The organism is Candidatus Dormiibacterota bacterium, assembly GCA_035532835.1.
Classification (GTDB): Bacteria; Vulcanimicrobiota; Vulcanimicrobiia; order Vulcanimicrobiales; family Vulcanimicrobiaceae; genus DAHUXY01.
The window spans coordinates 1-12,242 of sequence record DATKQG010000008.1 but is presented as its reverse complement, the minus strand read 5'-3'; the positions used below and the strand labels follow the sequence as shown (position 1 = coordinate 12,242).

Here is a 12,242-nt window from a genome sequence, read left to right as displayed (position 1 = left end):
AGGTCTCGAGCTACCGACTTATCGGAAGAGCGAGAGGACCGATTGAGCGTTGGCATTCGACTGCGAGAGGACCGACGTGCCGACTTGCACGAGGATCTGCAGTCTGGTGAACTGCGTGGTCGCGGCGCCGACGTTGAGGTCGCGGATGTTCGATTCCGAGGCCTGCAGGTTGGTCGCTGCGGTGTTATCGCTGTCCTGATCTTCGTTCAAACGGACCACGACTGCGCCGAGCTTGGCTTGCTGCGAGAGCAGGTTCTGCAAGGCATTGTCGATCTGGCCGATCGCGTCTTCCGCACCCAGCGACGGGTTGTTCGAGGACGAGATCGCGACGTTGATGTTCGAGATGCGAAGCGTCTGCGTGTTGGTCGCTTCGATGCCGACCTGGATCACGTCGCCTTCGTTGGCGCCGGACTGGAAGTTGAACGCCGGGTTCGACGGATTCGTCAGCGCGGCGACGTTCTGCGAGACCTTGATGTACGAGGTCGTGCCGACATCGGCCGTCGAGATAGCGCCGATCGTGATCGACACGTTATCGAAGTCGGACGATATGCTGGTTCCACCGTACAGCGTCGAGGAGACCGAAATGGCACCCGACGAGCTGTTGATGAAGGTCTCTTGCACGGCGATCGAGACGCCGGTGTTGACGACCTGCAGCGAGATGGTACCGTCGACCGTGTTGTAGCTACCGGCCGAATTGTACGCCGATACCGCGTACGCGGATGTGGTATTGAAGTCGGAGCTGGTAGCCGAAACGGTTGCCGCGAGGAAGCCGTAGTTGACGCCGTTCGCCGACGAAACGCCGCCGTTGGTGGCAAGCGCGGTGTTCGACGAAACCGTCAGGAAGGCGGCCTGCTCTGCCTGGAAGCCGGCGTGGCTGCCGTCGAGAAGCGCCTGGCCGTTGAAGTTCGTGTTCTGCGAAATACGGTTGACTTCGAGCAGGAGCTGCGAAACTTCCGTTTGCAGGTTGGCACGATCGTTCTGGCTGTTGATATCCGAAGCCGCTTCGACAGCGAGGCTGCGAACGCGTTGCAGAATGTCGGTGGTCGTGGTGAGCGCACCGAGCGCGACCTGGGCCGCGTTGTTTGCGTTCTGAACGTTCTGCGAAGCTTGGTTGAAGCCGTCGACCTGCGTTTGCAGGTTGGTCGCAATCGCCAGACCCGACGGGTCATCTGCGGCACTGTTGATACGCAGACCGGACGAGAGCTGATTGACGGTGTTTTGCAGTTGTTTCTGGTTGTTATTCAGGTTTAGCTGAACCTGATTGGCCAACAGGTTGTTGGCGATACTCAAACCCTGAGACATTTTTCCTCCATGATGCGCGTAAGGCGCGTTATACAGACTAGTCTAGGAAGGGAACGTCCTGCCCCTTCCATATCAATATCGGCCCGGCAACCCGGCACTTTAGGGTTTATTGGTGATCGTGGGGGTCTTTTTTACGAGGGGAAAGCCGGGCTCTATTGGCGACCGTGGCGGCGGATTGGGGTGCCGCGGGAGCGTCCGCAGCCGAGCGGTTGCTCCGCTGGATTTCCTCGTAAATTTCCGAGCGATGGACGGAGACCTCCCGAGGGGCCTCGATACCCAGCTTGACTTGATCGCGATCGACCGAGACGACGACGATCCGGACGTTGTCCCCGATAATGATCGATTGGTTGACTTTGCGGCTCAGTACGAGCATTCCGACGGCCCTCCGTGGCAGGAGGGGTGTTTCTGCAAGGGGAGGCGCTCCTCCCTTTGCTCGATGGCCTACTGCTCCGAAGGAGCCGCGGCCTCCGGCTCGGCTGGGGTCTTACGGGGGATCGGCTCGCGTACCGAATAGCTGGAATTCTCCAGCATGATCTGCCGCCCGCGACGGGCCCGAAGGTTGACGACGATCGGGGCCATGAGGTTCATCGTCATCTCCTGCGCGTCGGCCGTAGCGACGACCACGCAGAGCATCGCGAAGTCGCCGGCATCGGCGATTTCGAGCGCCGCCACGGCATACGCCGGCAGCTTGGGATCGTAATTCTCAAACACCATCCACGGATCGATGGTCGGCAGCGCGACCGCGACGTCGTCGAGGCTCTGCAACCAGATGTACGTCGATTGCGACTCCAGGTTCAACGCTATCCAGCGATGCAGATTGGGGAACCCCGGGAGACCCCACGGGAACGTGAAGACATCGTTCTGCGTATATGTAAACTCGCCGAACCGCGGGAAGTTCACCGTTACGTGTTCTGTCGATTCCATCAAAGTCGCATCCACCATATGTTCTATCCTACTGGACATAATCGAACAGGGTTTTTTGTTCTAACCGGGTCGTGGTCCCGTACGCGGCCTGCAGAGCCGTTTGGGTCTGCGTGAACTGCGTAGTCACCTTTGCTATATCGGCATCTTCGATGCCCGATTGAACGGCCGTATCGTTGGTGATCGTGGTCGAGGTTGCGCTGGAAAGGCCCTGGACGCGCTGAATCGTGGCGCCGACGTTCGCGCGCGCGTCGAGCAGAACGCTCGTGACCTTATCGATATCCCCGATCTGACGCGAGAGGTTATTGACCAGCGTGGCCGTCGTCTGGAGGCCGAATGCGGTTGTAAAGTTTCCGCTATTGGTCGCGCCGGCGCTCGGCACGTCGGTGACGTTGAACGCCCCGGTCCCGGTCAGTTGTATTTTTTCCGTTTGCGGATTGAACGATGCGGTGACGCCCGTAGCGGCCGTCTGCGCGTTGATCTTCGTTACGACGTTCGCGACCGTATCGCCGGGCAGGAACGTCACCGCGACCCCGCTGGGCGAGTTGCCTCCGGCGATCGATATCGAAACGTTTCCGGTGCTATCGGCGGTAAGCGGCGTTTGCATCAGCGCCGGCGGACCGATGAGTTGTGATACGGTCGTTGCGTTCGAGATCGATTGCCCGGCCAGGTTGATCTGCGAGGAGCTCGCGTCGACGACCTGTTGCTTCTGCAGCGTATTGCGCAGGTTGATCAGGGTCTGGAAAACATCGGGAGAGCCGTCGGCGGAGCCATAGTTGAACGCCTGCCGCATCGTCACCGACGTCGTGAGGGTTTGGCCGTCCGGAAGGGTCTGCGTCTGCGGCACCTCGTTGCCGCCGAACGTCACGGCCGAAATCGGCGAGCCGACGGTTTGCACGGGTAGCGACGTCGGCGCTGCCGTCCCCGCGAAAACGTACTGCCCGGCATACTGCGTGTTCGCAAAGCCGACCGTCTCTTGCAACAGCTGATCGACCTGCGTTGCGATCGCCTGTTCTTGGGCGGGCGTTAGCGTATCGCTCGCACCCTGCACGGCCAGAGACCGCGCGCTCTGAAGTACCCCGGTAACGTTTGCCAACGCACTATCGACGGTGGTCAGCTGCTGCTGGGTGCTCGAGAGATTGTTCCCGACCTGCGTCTGCACCGTAATATCCGTGCGGAACGAGATATCTTCTGCAATTTGAGTCGGATTATCCGATGGATACGTCAACGATTTGCCGCTCGAGAGCTGCTGCGCGTAATTCGCCTGCTCGGCATTGAGCGTGTCGAGCGCGTACGTCTGTTGAGAGAACTCTTGTGATGTCGAAATGCGCATCGGTTAGCCTCCAACCCCAAGGTTGTTGATGATCGTTTGCAGATTTTGATTGAGCACGTTGAGCGTTCGAGCCGCGGCGGCGTACGCGTTCTGGTATTGGATGAGGTTCTGCGTTTCCTCGTCGATATTGATGCCGGAGATGCTCTGACGCTGCTGATTGAGTGAGTTCGCCAGGGTCGTTTGCGTGGTGACGCCCGTATTCGCTCCCTGCGCGTCCAGCCCGAGCTGCGTCACGAAATTGCCGAAGTATTGGCCGAGCGTCTGCGTCTGCGCCGAGGCTACCGAGTACCCCGCGGCGTGGGGCTTGGCCGGCGTGAACGTGATGGATTCGGCTCCGGTCGTGGGACTAATCGAAACGGCCGAGACGGTGACGTTCTCCTGATTCGCCGTGCCCCCGTCGAGGGTGAGCAATTGCCCCACTTGCACGGTATTCGAAAAATACGAGTTCGGAATCGTGACCGTCGTCGCGGTCCCGGCGGTCGCGCCCGCCACGCTGCTGAACTGTAGCGCCGGAGCGCCCACGTTCGTCGAAAACAGTTTGATCATCGCGCTCGCCGCTCCGTTGCTGCTTTGGCCGAAGGCGTTACTCGCGTTCTGCGACTGCCCGTTGATGGCATTGGCGCCGAGCGCTCCGATCAGCGATGCGGCGGGTGTGCCGGCAACGTAGTTCGAGTCGGAGATCGTGAACGACGGTGTAGAACTGTTCGAGCCTTGCTGCGCGCGTAGCGCCAAGCTCTCGTTTGACGGGTCGCGCGTGAAGACGATTCGCTGGCCGGTCGCGTCGAACGAAGCGGTAACGCCCAGTTGCGCCGTATTGAAGTTCGTGATGACGTTATCGACCGAGTTCGCATTCCCAGCCGGCGGCCCGACGGCGGTACTGTAGGCGAACGTCTGCGTCACGCCGTTGACGACCACGCTCAAATTACCGGCGAGCGTTGCGGCCGGCGGGTTGGCGAGCGAGGTGTCTCCGGTAATGTTGGCCGACGTATCGACCGTATTGTTGGCCGAGTTCATTCCGACCACCGCGCTACCGGCCGCGGTGGAGACCAGGACGGTGGGCAATTGGCTCGCATCGGTGATGCCGGCTTTGATGTTCCCGGCGGTAATCGGCAAATTGGCGACGATCGGCTGGAATAGTTGCGTGCCCGGCTGGCCGTTGGAATCGTAAGCCGATTGGCTGATCCGGTCGACCTCGTTGGCAAGCGACGAAGCGAAACTGTTGAGCTGATTGCTGTACGGCGTGAGCTTGTTGTTGTAGAGGTCTTGCAGCCCGGCAAGTTGGCCGCTGCCGAGCGGTATGCCCGGTGCGCTGCCGGCGGCCGGGGGATTGGTCGCGAAGTCGATCTTGAACGTCGATTGGCCGTCGGCGGCCGTGCCGATCACCGGCGGATTGAGATGGTACGCCACCGTATCGTTCACCAGCGCTTGGCCGTTGACCGAAACCAGGACCGACCCGTCGGCCTGCACCGACGTCTGGGTCGACATATAAGTCGAAAGCTTGTCGATGAGGTTGTCGCGCTGATCCTTGTAGGTATTCGGGCTATCGCCGGCCGCCGTCGAAGCTCGGATTTGTCCGTTGAGCGTCGCGATCTGATCGAGAACGCCGTTGACGGTACTCACGATCGCCGCGCCCTGCGTGAGCGTCTGGGATTGCTGCGTTTGGATCGCCGTGGCGGCGCTATTGAGCGAAGAGGCGAGGGCCTGCGCCTGCGTAATCACCCCACGCGCCAGCGTCGGCGTCGATCCCGTGCTCGATTGGGCGACGAGTTGATTGATCGCCGTTTGAAAATTTGCGTACTGCGCGCTGATGCCGGAATTGGGATCGCCCAGGCTCGACTGCACGGCCTGCAGCGCTTGCTGCTCGGTTTGGTAGAAGTTCTGCGACGACGACGCACCGCGATAGAGGTCGGTGTACGACTCGGAGTAGACGCGCTGCACTTGCTGCACCAACACGCCGTCGCCGGACGTCCCTCCGACGTTGGCCGGATAACCGGGAGAGCCCGCAATCGGCGGAGCCGGTGCGAACACGACCTGCTGGCGCGAGGCGCCCGGCGTGTTGACGTTGGCGATGTCGTTAGCCGTGATGTTTTCGGCGTACTGAAAGGCTTCGAGGGACTTGCCCGCGAGCTCGACGCCGAAGAACGTTCCCTGTGGAAAGAAGCTCATGCTTGACTACTCACTAAGACGCTGTTGGTCGGAGGGGGAATGAAGCCGCGTCGTTTATAGGTCTTCGGTTGATCGCTCGCAGCTTGCTGAAGCGCCGCCGTAACCTTGAACAAGCGCTGCAATCCGGCAGCGATGAGCGCCTTGTTATTGTTATTGGTGATCCCAAGGCCGATCGAGCGGGTCGCGAGTTCCGAAAGCCGTTGATTGAGCGAGGGCGAAAGGCGCCGCGGCGCGTACGCGCAGACTTGACGCAGCGTCATCGTCCCAAAACCGCGGACTTGCATGCCGCGCCGCTTACCGGAAGCCGTAATGTAGGCCCTGCGCGCCCCGTCTAGTTCGCGCTCGGTAAGGGTGATGCTCGCGATGTCGTTGTTCACCAGCGACTGCGTCAAGCGCAACGCCGCATCCTCGACCCGTCCGAGCGCATCGGCTTCTTCTTGTAGCGCGCCGGCGAAGCTATCCCAGGAATCGTTCATAGGTCATTCCCTCGATCGACTTGTGCCTTGGATTCGTGCGCGGCATCGCCGAGCACTTGCGAGCGGAGCTGCTGCTCGAGTTGCTGCGCTAGGCCAAAAGCGCCGCTCTTGGCCATAGCCTGTGCGCGTTCGTCGCTGAGCATGCCTTGCCACGTCTGCTCGGACGCGGAATCTTTACCGAAGATGGAATCCTTGGAGACCGTGTCGTTCATCGCGCTCATCAGCATTTGCAGAAAAACGCCCTCGAACTTCGTGGCGGCTTGATGCAGGTTCTTGAGCGCTTGCTGTTGCTCGGGCGTCAGCGCAGCGGCGGGAGCGGTGGGCGCGGAAGGTGCGCCGACCTTATTCACGTCGGTCATCAGATCATCTCCAAGTCGGCCTGCAAGGAGCCGGATTCACGTAGCGCTTGAACGATGGCGATCAGATCGCGGGGCGACACGCCGAGCGCGTTGAGCGCGCGAACGACGGACGCAAGCGTGGCGGCTCCCGCGATGAACGTGAGCTGCTTGCCTTTCTCCGTTGCCGCGATGGTCGAATTACGCTGCAATGCCGTCGTCCCGCCGTTGGTGGTGAACGGATTCGGCTGAACCACCTGATTGTTCGTGGTAATCGTAATGGTCAAGTCGCCGTGCGCGATCGCGCACGGTGCAAGTTTGATGTTGCCGCCGAAGACGATCGTCCCGGTCCGCTCGTTCATGACGACTTTCGCCAACTCGTCCTGACTGACGCTCAGGTTGGAGGCGTCGGCGAGAAATTGCACCGGATTCCCGGCATAGCTGGGAGGCAAGTTGACGTGGATCGTCTCGGCATCGAGCGCGCGCGCCGTGGTCGCTCCGAAGTGGCCGTTGAGCAGTGAGGCGAGGTTCGCCGCGGTCTTGAAATCGGGGGTCGTCAGCACGTAATTAAAGCCGTTGGGCTGGTTCTCGAGCGGCGTGACCATATCTCGCGCGATGACTGCGCCATTGGGGATACGCCCGGCTCCCGTATAGTTTTTGTTGACCGACGAGCCCGAAAAGCCGGCGACGAATCCGCCGACCGATACGGGGCCTTGAGCGGTTGCGTACACGAGATTGTTCGCGCCGCGCAACTCGGTGAGGACCAGCGTTCCGCCCTGGAGACTGGAGGCGTCGCCCATCGCGGAGACATCCACGTCGACGTTATCCCCGGAGTGCGCGAACGGCGGCAGCGTGGCGGTAACGATCACCGCGGCGACGTCGCGCGTGCGCACCGCCTGCTGCGAAACCGACAGGCCGAACGATTGCAGGACGTTCTGAATCGTCTGACTCGTGAAGATCACCGAAGTCGAATCTCCGGTACCCTGCAGGCCAACCACGATCCCGTAGCCGACGAGTTGGTTACCCGTGACGCCTTGTACGTGCGCGATATCTTTCACCAGCACTCGCTGGCCGGTGGTCTGCGCAAAAGCAGGCGTGCCCACCACGGCGATCGCTAGTGCGAGGGCCGTCGTGGAGCGTAGGAACATCCAGAGCTTCGATAATGGCTTCATCGTATCAACCGCTTCTTCTCATCTAAAACAACCAGCTCAAGATCCGCGAGAGCAGGCCTTTGTTCTTCTGGTCGTCGCCCTTGAACGTCGCGTGAACGTCGGCGACCCGCGAACTCAGAATCGCATCGGTATTATCGATATCCTCGGGACGAACGTACCCCGTGATATGAAGGGTCTGTTGACGACCGTTGATGACCACGCCTTGGTCGCCGGCAATTTCGAGCGTGCCGCTGGGCAGCACGTTCGTGACGGTGGCCATCATGGTCGAAACGAAGGAGTCGGCACCGGTGGCGCTTTGGGTCGTCTGGGTCTGGCTGGATCCGCCGATCCCGCTGGTATTCTTGAGCAGCGCGATATTGAAATTTCCGAATCCGCCGGTGGTGTTGATACCCGATGATTTCGCGCTGTTGTAGTTGTTGGTATGCGCGTTGGCGTCGTTGAAATCGAACTGTACGTAGACCAAATCACCGATCTGCTGGGCGCGATGATCGGGCCCCAGTCGCAATGGGTGGCCCGGCCCGGCCGGAGGCGGCGCAGCAACGTAGAGCGTGTCCGCGCTCGCTGCGATCGGAGCCAGAGCGAAGAGGACGAGCATGGCAACCAGCGTACGCATTACTGTGTATCTCCCAAGTTGAGTTCGACACGGTCCGGCCCGACGATGGTTCCGGAGAGCGTTTTATTGGTTTGCGGGTTGAAGACCGAGATCTGGTCGCCGAGCCCGCCGCCGTTGCGAGCGACGACGTCGGCCACGACCGAGACCCCACCATCGTGCACGATGAGGACCACGCTGGCACCGGGCTTCACGATCTGATTGATCTGTGTTGCCTCGATCGCGACCGGCTGACCGGCGCGAAACGCGGAAAGGATCCGCCGTCCGACCAGCACGCGCGTACCGTTGACCTGCTGCCCGTCGAAGGGCACCCGAGCGACGCGCAGGTCGCGGGCGGTGAGCAGCGTTCCGGGGACCAAGTCCCGCGCCGCCACGGCCGTATCGACCCATCGCTGCACGCGATACCCAACGAAGATCGTGCGCACGAAGTGCCCGTTGACATCCAGCTCGATCGGCACGTTGATATACGACGGATTGACGAGCGCGCTTCCGACCACCAGCGAGAGTTTGCCGTTTTGGAGCAACTGATCGGCGACCGTGAAGGCCGGGACGATCGTCGCATCCGAACCGACGCGGATCCCGTGCACGGCGCGATTGGCGAGTGCCGCCAACCGAGTACCGCTGACCCGCTGCGTCCCGGCGATCTGCGCGCGCGCCACGCCGAGCCCGCCCCATATGGGAGCGAGCAACGCGAGGACTGCGAGAACGATCGTCGAGCGCTTCATCATGACATCTTATTGGAACGGCGACATATTGACGGCGGTTGAGAGCATTTGGTCGGCCGCGCCGATCGACTTCGAATTCGCTTCGTACGCGCGTTGCGCGACGATCATGTTGACGATCTCGTTGACGACTTGCACGTTGGAGTTCTCGAGGTAACCGCCTTGGAGGCTCCCGGCACCGTTGAGGCCCGGCTGAGTCACCACCGGCGGTCCGCTGGCGGCCGTCTGCGTGTACAGATTGTTGCCGCCGACCGGCGAGAGCCCGGCGTTATTGACGAACCGCGCCAGCGTAATCTGCCCGAGCTGCTGCGGCTGACTGCTGCCCGGAACCTGCGCGGTAACCGTGCCGTCGGGGCCGATGCCGACCGAGATAGCGTTCTGCGGAATCGTGATTTGCGGTTGCAGAAAATTTCCGTCCGCCGTGACGATCGCGCCGTTGGCATCTTCTTTGAAAGAGCCGTCGCGCGTGTAAGCGGTCGTACCGTCCGGCATCGTCACCTGAAAGAAGCCGTCGCCTTCGACCGCAACGTCCAGCGAATTACCCGTCTGCACGAGCGAGCCTTGCGTAAACTCTTTCTCCGACGAGCCGACCTTCACGCCCAAACCGACTTGCTGCCCGACCGGAACGATGCTCGCACCGATCGGAGAGCCCGGCGCCTGAATCTGCTGATATATCAGATCCTGGAAGTGCGCGAGGTTGCCCTTAAAGCCGGTCGTATCGACGTTGGCTAGGTTGTTGGAGATGGTATCCATGTTGTACTGCTGGGCGACCATGCCGCTAGCCGCAGTATAGAGTGCTCGCATCATATCGGTTTTTACTCCTCGTCGTTACTGCGATTTGCCGACTTGCGTGATCGCAAGGTTGGTCGCGTCGTCTTCGTTCTTGATCACGCGCTCGTTCGCGTCGAACCACCGTTCGGCCGTAATGAGATCGACCATCGATCGCACCACGTTGCCGTTGCTCTTCTCGAGCGTGCCCTGCTGCACGCCGACGGTCGAAGCCGCCGGCCCCGCCTGCCCCGTATCGACGAACTGATTGTCGCCTTGCGGGCGGAGTGCCGCGAGATTGTTAAACTGCACCACAGCAAGTTGATCTATCACGCGCCCTTGCTCCGAAATCGTGCCGTCGCTGGCAATCGCGATCGTGCTCTGGTCGGCTCCGGCGCCCTGCGGTTGCAGGTTGATCGGCCGTCCCTGCGCGTTGAGCACGGAGAGGCCGTCTTGCGTGGTTAGGTTTCCGTTGGCGTCTTGCAAAAACTGTCCGTCGCGCGTATACCGGACGCCTTGCGGCGTCTGCACGGCGAAGAACGCGTTGGGCCCGGCCAGCGCGACGTCGAGCGGATTGCCCGTTCGCTGGAGCGCGCCCTGCGAGAAGTTTTCCGGTGTATCGTACACCTGCGAGCCGGTCCCAAGCTGGCCGATATACGTCGCGCTCGAAACGCCGGGCGTCGCGCGGTTCGGCGTCTGGCCGGGATTGGTCTGAAGATGATAGATGTTGAGCGTGCCCGCGGACGCGATTTGCATCAGCGTCTGCTTGAAGCCGCTCGTATTGACGTTGGCGAGATTATTCGCAACGTTATCGACCATGCTCTGGGCGACGAGCGCTCCGCTCGCTGCCGTGTAGATGCCACGTACCAAAACAAAAACCCCCGCACGAGATCACCGAGTATTCCTGCGGAGCCATCAATCGGTCAGGCTCCGCCGCGGCCCCACCTCGTGCAAAGGTTGTCCAGCCGCGTACATCTTAATAGTCGGCAAAGGGCCCCGGGAGTTTAGTCCGGAGCCCTTTTCCTTAGAACTGCATGCGCCCAATTTCAGTATAGGCGCTCAGAAGCTTATTTCTGATCGCCAGGGTCATCTGCATCGAGAGCGAGGCCTCTTCAACCGCCTTGACCGTCCCCTCCATGTCGTGAGACTGCCCGGTCGCGATCGCCATGGACTTCTGATCGGCCGTCACCTGTTTTGAGTTCACGTCGTCCAGGAGCGACTTGACCGTATCCTTGAACGAGACGCCGCCCGCCCCGGCCGTTGATTGATCGGAAGGCAACGGGATCGACGCCGGCGCCTGCGTCCCGATATCGGGCACAAAGGTCCCGGGCGTCACCGCGCTGATGGCCTTGCTGTAAGCGTTAATGTCCATACGGCTTCAAAAATCTCCGATTAGCTACGCAGCAGTGCGAGATCGGCGGTGCCCATACTCCGCGCCTCTTGAATCGCCGCTACGTTGGCCTCGTAGGCCCGCGACGCAGCCATCATATCAACCATCTCTTTGACGATCTGCACGTTGGGATAATGCACGTACCCACGCGCATCCGCCTCGGGATTGCCGGGATCGAACACCAGGCGATCGGGGCTGGGATCGTTCACGATACCCACCGCCTGAACGCCGTTGACGCTTGGCTTTACTGCGGCATTCGGCGAGAACGGGTCGGCGCCGGCCGGAATCGGCGAACCGTCGGGATTGGTGCCGTTGGACTTCTGAGCGAACACCACCAACTGTCGCTTGAACGCCCCGCCCTGCGGCGTGCGCGTCGTATTCGCATTGGCGATATTGTTGGCGATCACGTCCATCGCGAGCCGCTCCGCGGAGAGCCCGGACGCGCTGATCTCGATCGAGCTATAAAATCCCATTAGGTCGGTTGCTCCTGAATGGCTTCGCGCAGACGCTTGTACTGCGAGGTCAGCAGTTGCGCCATGTCCTGCTCGTATCCCGAATTGACCGAGAGCCGGGCCATCTCTTGATCGATATCGACGTTGCTCTTATCGACCCGCATCTGCGTGCTGGTATCGATCTGCGCCTTCGGATCGAACGGCATCGGCGGCTTACCGTCATTGAGCGAAAACTGCCGGCTGCTATCCGTCTTCAACCCCAGCGTATCGGTAGGCGCGGGCGTGCCCAACGATTCCGCGAGCGCTTCTTTGAACGAGACATCGGAGCGCCGAAAATTCGGCGTGTTCACATTCGCGATATTATTCGCGATCTGGTTCTGCTCGTCGGATGCTCCGGCGATCGCATTTGAAAGCAGATCGACGGGCTGGCCAAAAGAGATGCCGCTAATATCAGCCATCGTTTGTGATATCGGCCCAATCGGCGCGATACTTTACGGCAGCTTCGGCGCTTGGGCGATGGCGGGCTGGGGAGCCGACACCACTATGGCGGGGCCTGTGAAGGAGGAGCGGAGCCAGGATGGCGGGAGCGACGACG

Annotated in this window: 15 protein-coding genes; all 15 read right to left on the bottom strand. The window is 61.1% G+C overall.

The genetic code is table 11. From position 1 onward, the window contains the following. Positions 1-18: 18 nt before the first annotated feature. Positions 19-1,302: a flagellin gene (locus VMW12_00330; protein ID HUZ48163.1), complete on the bottom strand. Its 1,284-nt coding sequence runs from the start codon at positions 1,300-1,302 to the stop codon at positions 19-21. A gap of 106 nt (positions 1,303-1,408) precedes the next feature. Continuing rightward, positions 1,409-1,675 carry a carbon storage regulator CsrA gene (csrA, locus tag VMW12_00325; protein HUZ48162.1) on the bottom strand — a complete coding sequence of 89 codons (267 nt, stop codon included), beginning with the start codon at positions 1,673-1,675 and terminating at the stop codon, positions 1,409-1,411. Positions 1,676-1,743: 68 nt separating this feature from the next. Beyond that, positions 1,744-2,226 carry a flagellar assembly protein FliW gene (locus tag VMW12_00320; protein ID HUZ48161.1) on the bottom strand — a complete coding sequence of 161 codons (483 nt, stop codon included), beginning with the start codon at positions 2,224-2,226 and terminating at the stop codon, positions 1,744-1,746. Positions 2,227-2,254: 28 nt separating this feature from the next. Then, positions 2,255-3,556 (bottom strand): flagellin hook IN motif-containing protein, encoded by a 1,302-nt coding sequence (locus VMW12_00315; protein HUZ48160.1) that lies wholly within the window; start codon positions 3,554-3,556, stop codon positions 2,255-2,257. A 3-nt stretch (positions 3,557-3,559) separates the two neighbouring features. Beyond that, entirely contained in the window at positions 3,560-5,722 is a 2,163-nt protein-coding gene (gene flgK / locus VMW12_00310; protein ID HUZ48159.1) for a flagellar hook-associated protein FlgK, read from the bottom strand. Further along, complete coding sequence (locus VMW12_00305) at positions 5,719-6,198, bottom strand: hypothetical protein (protein HUZ48158.1); 480 nt, start codon at positions 6,196-6,198, stop codon at positions 5,719-5,721. The genes flgK and VMW12_00305 overlap by 4 nt, the downstream gene beginning before the upstream one ends. Continuing rightward, positions 6,195-6,557, bottom strand: coding sequence for a rod-binding protein (locus VMW12_00300; GenBank protein ID HUZ48157.1), 363 nt, complete (start codon positions 6,555-6,557; stop codon positions 6,195-6,197). The genes VMW12_00305 and VMW12_00300 overlap by 4 nt, the downstream gene beginning before the upstream one ends. Beyond that, the gene (locus VMW12_00295; GenBank protein HUZ48156.1) at positions 6,557-7,705 is read right to left on the bottom strand and encodes a flagellar basal body P-ring protein FlgI; all 1,149 of its coding nucleotides are present in this window, start codon (positions 7,703-7,705) and stop codon (positions 6,557-6,559) included. Before VMW12_00295 ends, VMW12_00300 begins: the two co-directional genes overlap by 1 nt. 22 nt (positions 7,706-7,727) lie before the next feature. Next, positions 7,728-8,318 carry a flagellar basal body L-ring protein FlgH gene (locus VMW12_00290; GenBank protein HUZ48155.1) on the bottom strand — a complete coding sequence of 197 codons (591 nt, stop codon included), beginning with the start codon at positions 8,316-8,318 and terminating at the stop codon, positions 7,728-7,730. Next, positions 8,318-9,043: a flagellar basal body P-ring formation chaperone FlgA gene (gene flgA, locus VMW12_00285; protein ID HUZ48154.1), complete on the bottom strand. Its 726-nt coding sequence runs from the start codon at positions 9,041-9,043 to the stop codon at positions 8,318-8,320. Before flgA ends, VMW12_00290 begins: the two co-directional genes overlap by 1 nt. 6 nt (positions 9,044-9,049) lie before the next feature. Next, a complete protein-coding gene (gene flgG, locus VMW12_00280) occupies positions 9,050-9,844 on the bottom strand; it encodes a flagellar basal-body rod protein FlgG (GenBank protein ID HUZ48153.1) in 795 nt (264 codons plus the stop codon). A gap of 21 nt (positions 9,845-9,865) precedes the next feature. Continuing rightward, positions 9,866-10,675 carry a flagellar basal-body rod protein FlgF gene (gene flgF / locus VMW12_00275; GenBank protein HUZ48152.1) on the bottom strand — a complete coding sequence of 270 codons (810 nt, stop codon included), beginning with the start codon at positions 10,673-10,675 and terminating at the stop codon, positions 9,866-9,868. A 154-nt stretch (positions 10,676-10,829) separates the two neighbouring features. Then, the gene (fliE, locus tag VMW12_00270) at positions 10,830-11,177 is read right to left on the bottom strand and encodes a flagellar hook-basal body complex protein FliE (GenBank protein ID HUZ48151.1); all 348 of its coding nucleotides are present in this window, start codon (positions 11,175-11,177) and stop codon (positions 10,830-10,832) included. A gap of 20 nt (positions 11,178-11,197) precedes the next feature. Further along, positions 11,198-11,668, bottom strand: coding sequence for a flagellar basal body rod protein FlgC (gene flgC, locus VMW12_00265; GenBank protein HUZ48150.1), 471 nt, complete (start codon positions 11,666-11,668; stop codon positions 11,198-11,200). Beyond that, on the bottom strand, positions 11,668-12,105 hold the full coding sequence (gene flgB, locus VMW12_00260; GenBank protein ID HUZ48149.1) for a flagellar basal body rod protein FlgB: 438 nt from the start codon (positions 12,103-12,105) through the stop codon (positions 11,668-11,670). Before flgB ends, flgC begins: the two co-directional genes overlap by 1 nt. Positions 12,106-12,242 lie beyond the last annotated feature (137 nt).

Excerpts from the sequence above, each read along its gene's own strand:
- flgA (HUZ48154.1), bottom strand. The coding sequence starts at position 9,043 with ATGATGAAGCGCTCGACGATCGTTCTCGCAGTCCTCGCGTTGCTCGCT.
- fliE (HUZ48151.1), bottom strand. The coding sequence starts at position 11,177 with ATGGACATTAACGCTTACAGCAAGGCCATCAGCGCGGTGACGCCCGGG.
- flgC (HUZ48150.1), bottom strand. The coding sequence starts at position 11,668 with ATGGGATTTTATAGCTCGATCGAGATCAGCGCGTCCGGGCTCTCCGCG.
- VMW12_00330 (HUZ48163.1), bottom strand. The coding sequence starts at position 1,302 with ATGTCTCAGGGTTTGAGTATCGCCAACAACCTGTTGGCCAATCAGGTT.
- VMW12_00320 (HUZ48161.1), bottom strand. The coding sequence starts at position 2,226 with ATGGAATCGACAGAACACGTAACGGTGAACTTCCCGCGGTTCGGCGAG.
- csrA (HUZ48162.1), bottom strand. The coding sequence starts at position 1,675 with ATGCTCGTACTGAGCCGCAAAGTCAACCAATCGATCATTATCGGGGAC.
- VMW12_00300 (HUZ48157.1), bottom strand. The coding sequence starts at position 6,557 with ATGACCGACGTGAATAAGGTCGGCGCACCTTCCGCGCCCACCGCTCCC.
- flgK (HUZ48159.1), bottom strand. The coding sequence starts at position 5,722 with ATGAGCTTCTTTCCACAGGGAACGTTCTTCGGCGTCGAGCTCGCGGGC.
- VMW12_00305 (HUZ48158.1), bottom strand. The coding sequence starts at position 6,198 with ATGAACGATTCCTGGGATAGCTTCGCCGGCGCGCTACAAGAAGAAGCC.
- VMW12_00295 (HUZ48156.1), bottom strand. The coding sequence starts at position 7,705 with ATGAAGCCATTATCGAAGCTCTGGATGTTCCTACGCTCCACGACGGCC.
- flgB (HUZ48149.1), bottom strand. The coding sequence starts at position 12,105 with ATGGCTGATATTAGCGGCATCTCTTTTGGCCAGCCCGTCGATCTGCTT.
- flgG (HUZ48153.1), bottom strand. The coding sequence starts at position 9,844 with ATGATGCGAGCACTCTATACTGCGGCTAGCGGCATGGTCGCCCAGCAG.
- VMW12_00290 (HUZ48155.1), bottom strand. The coding sequence starts at position 8,318 with ATGCGTACGCTGGTTGCCATGCTCGTCCTCTTCGCTCTGGCTCCGATC.
- VMW12_00315 (HUZ48160.1), bottom strand. The coding sequence starts at position 3,556 with ATGCGCATTTCGACATCACAAGAGTTCTCTCAACAGACGTACGCGCTC.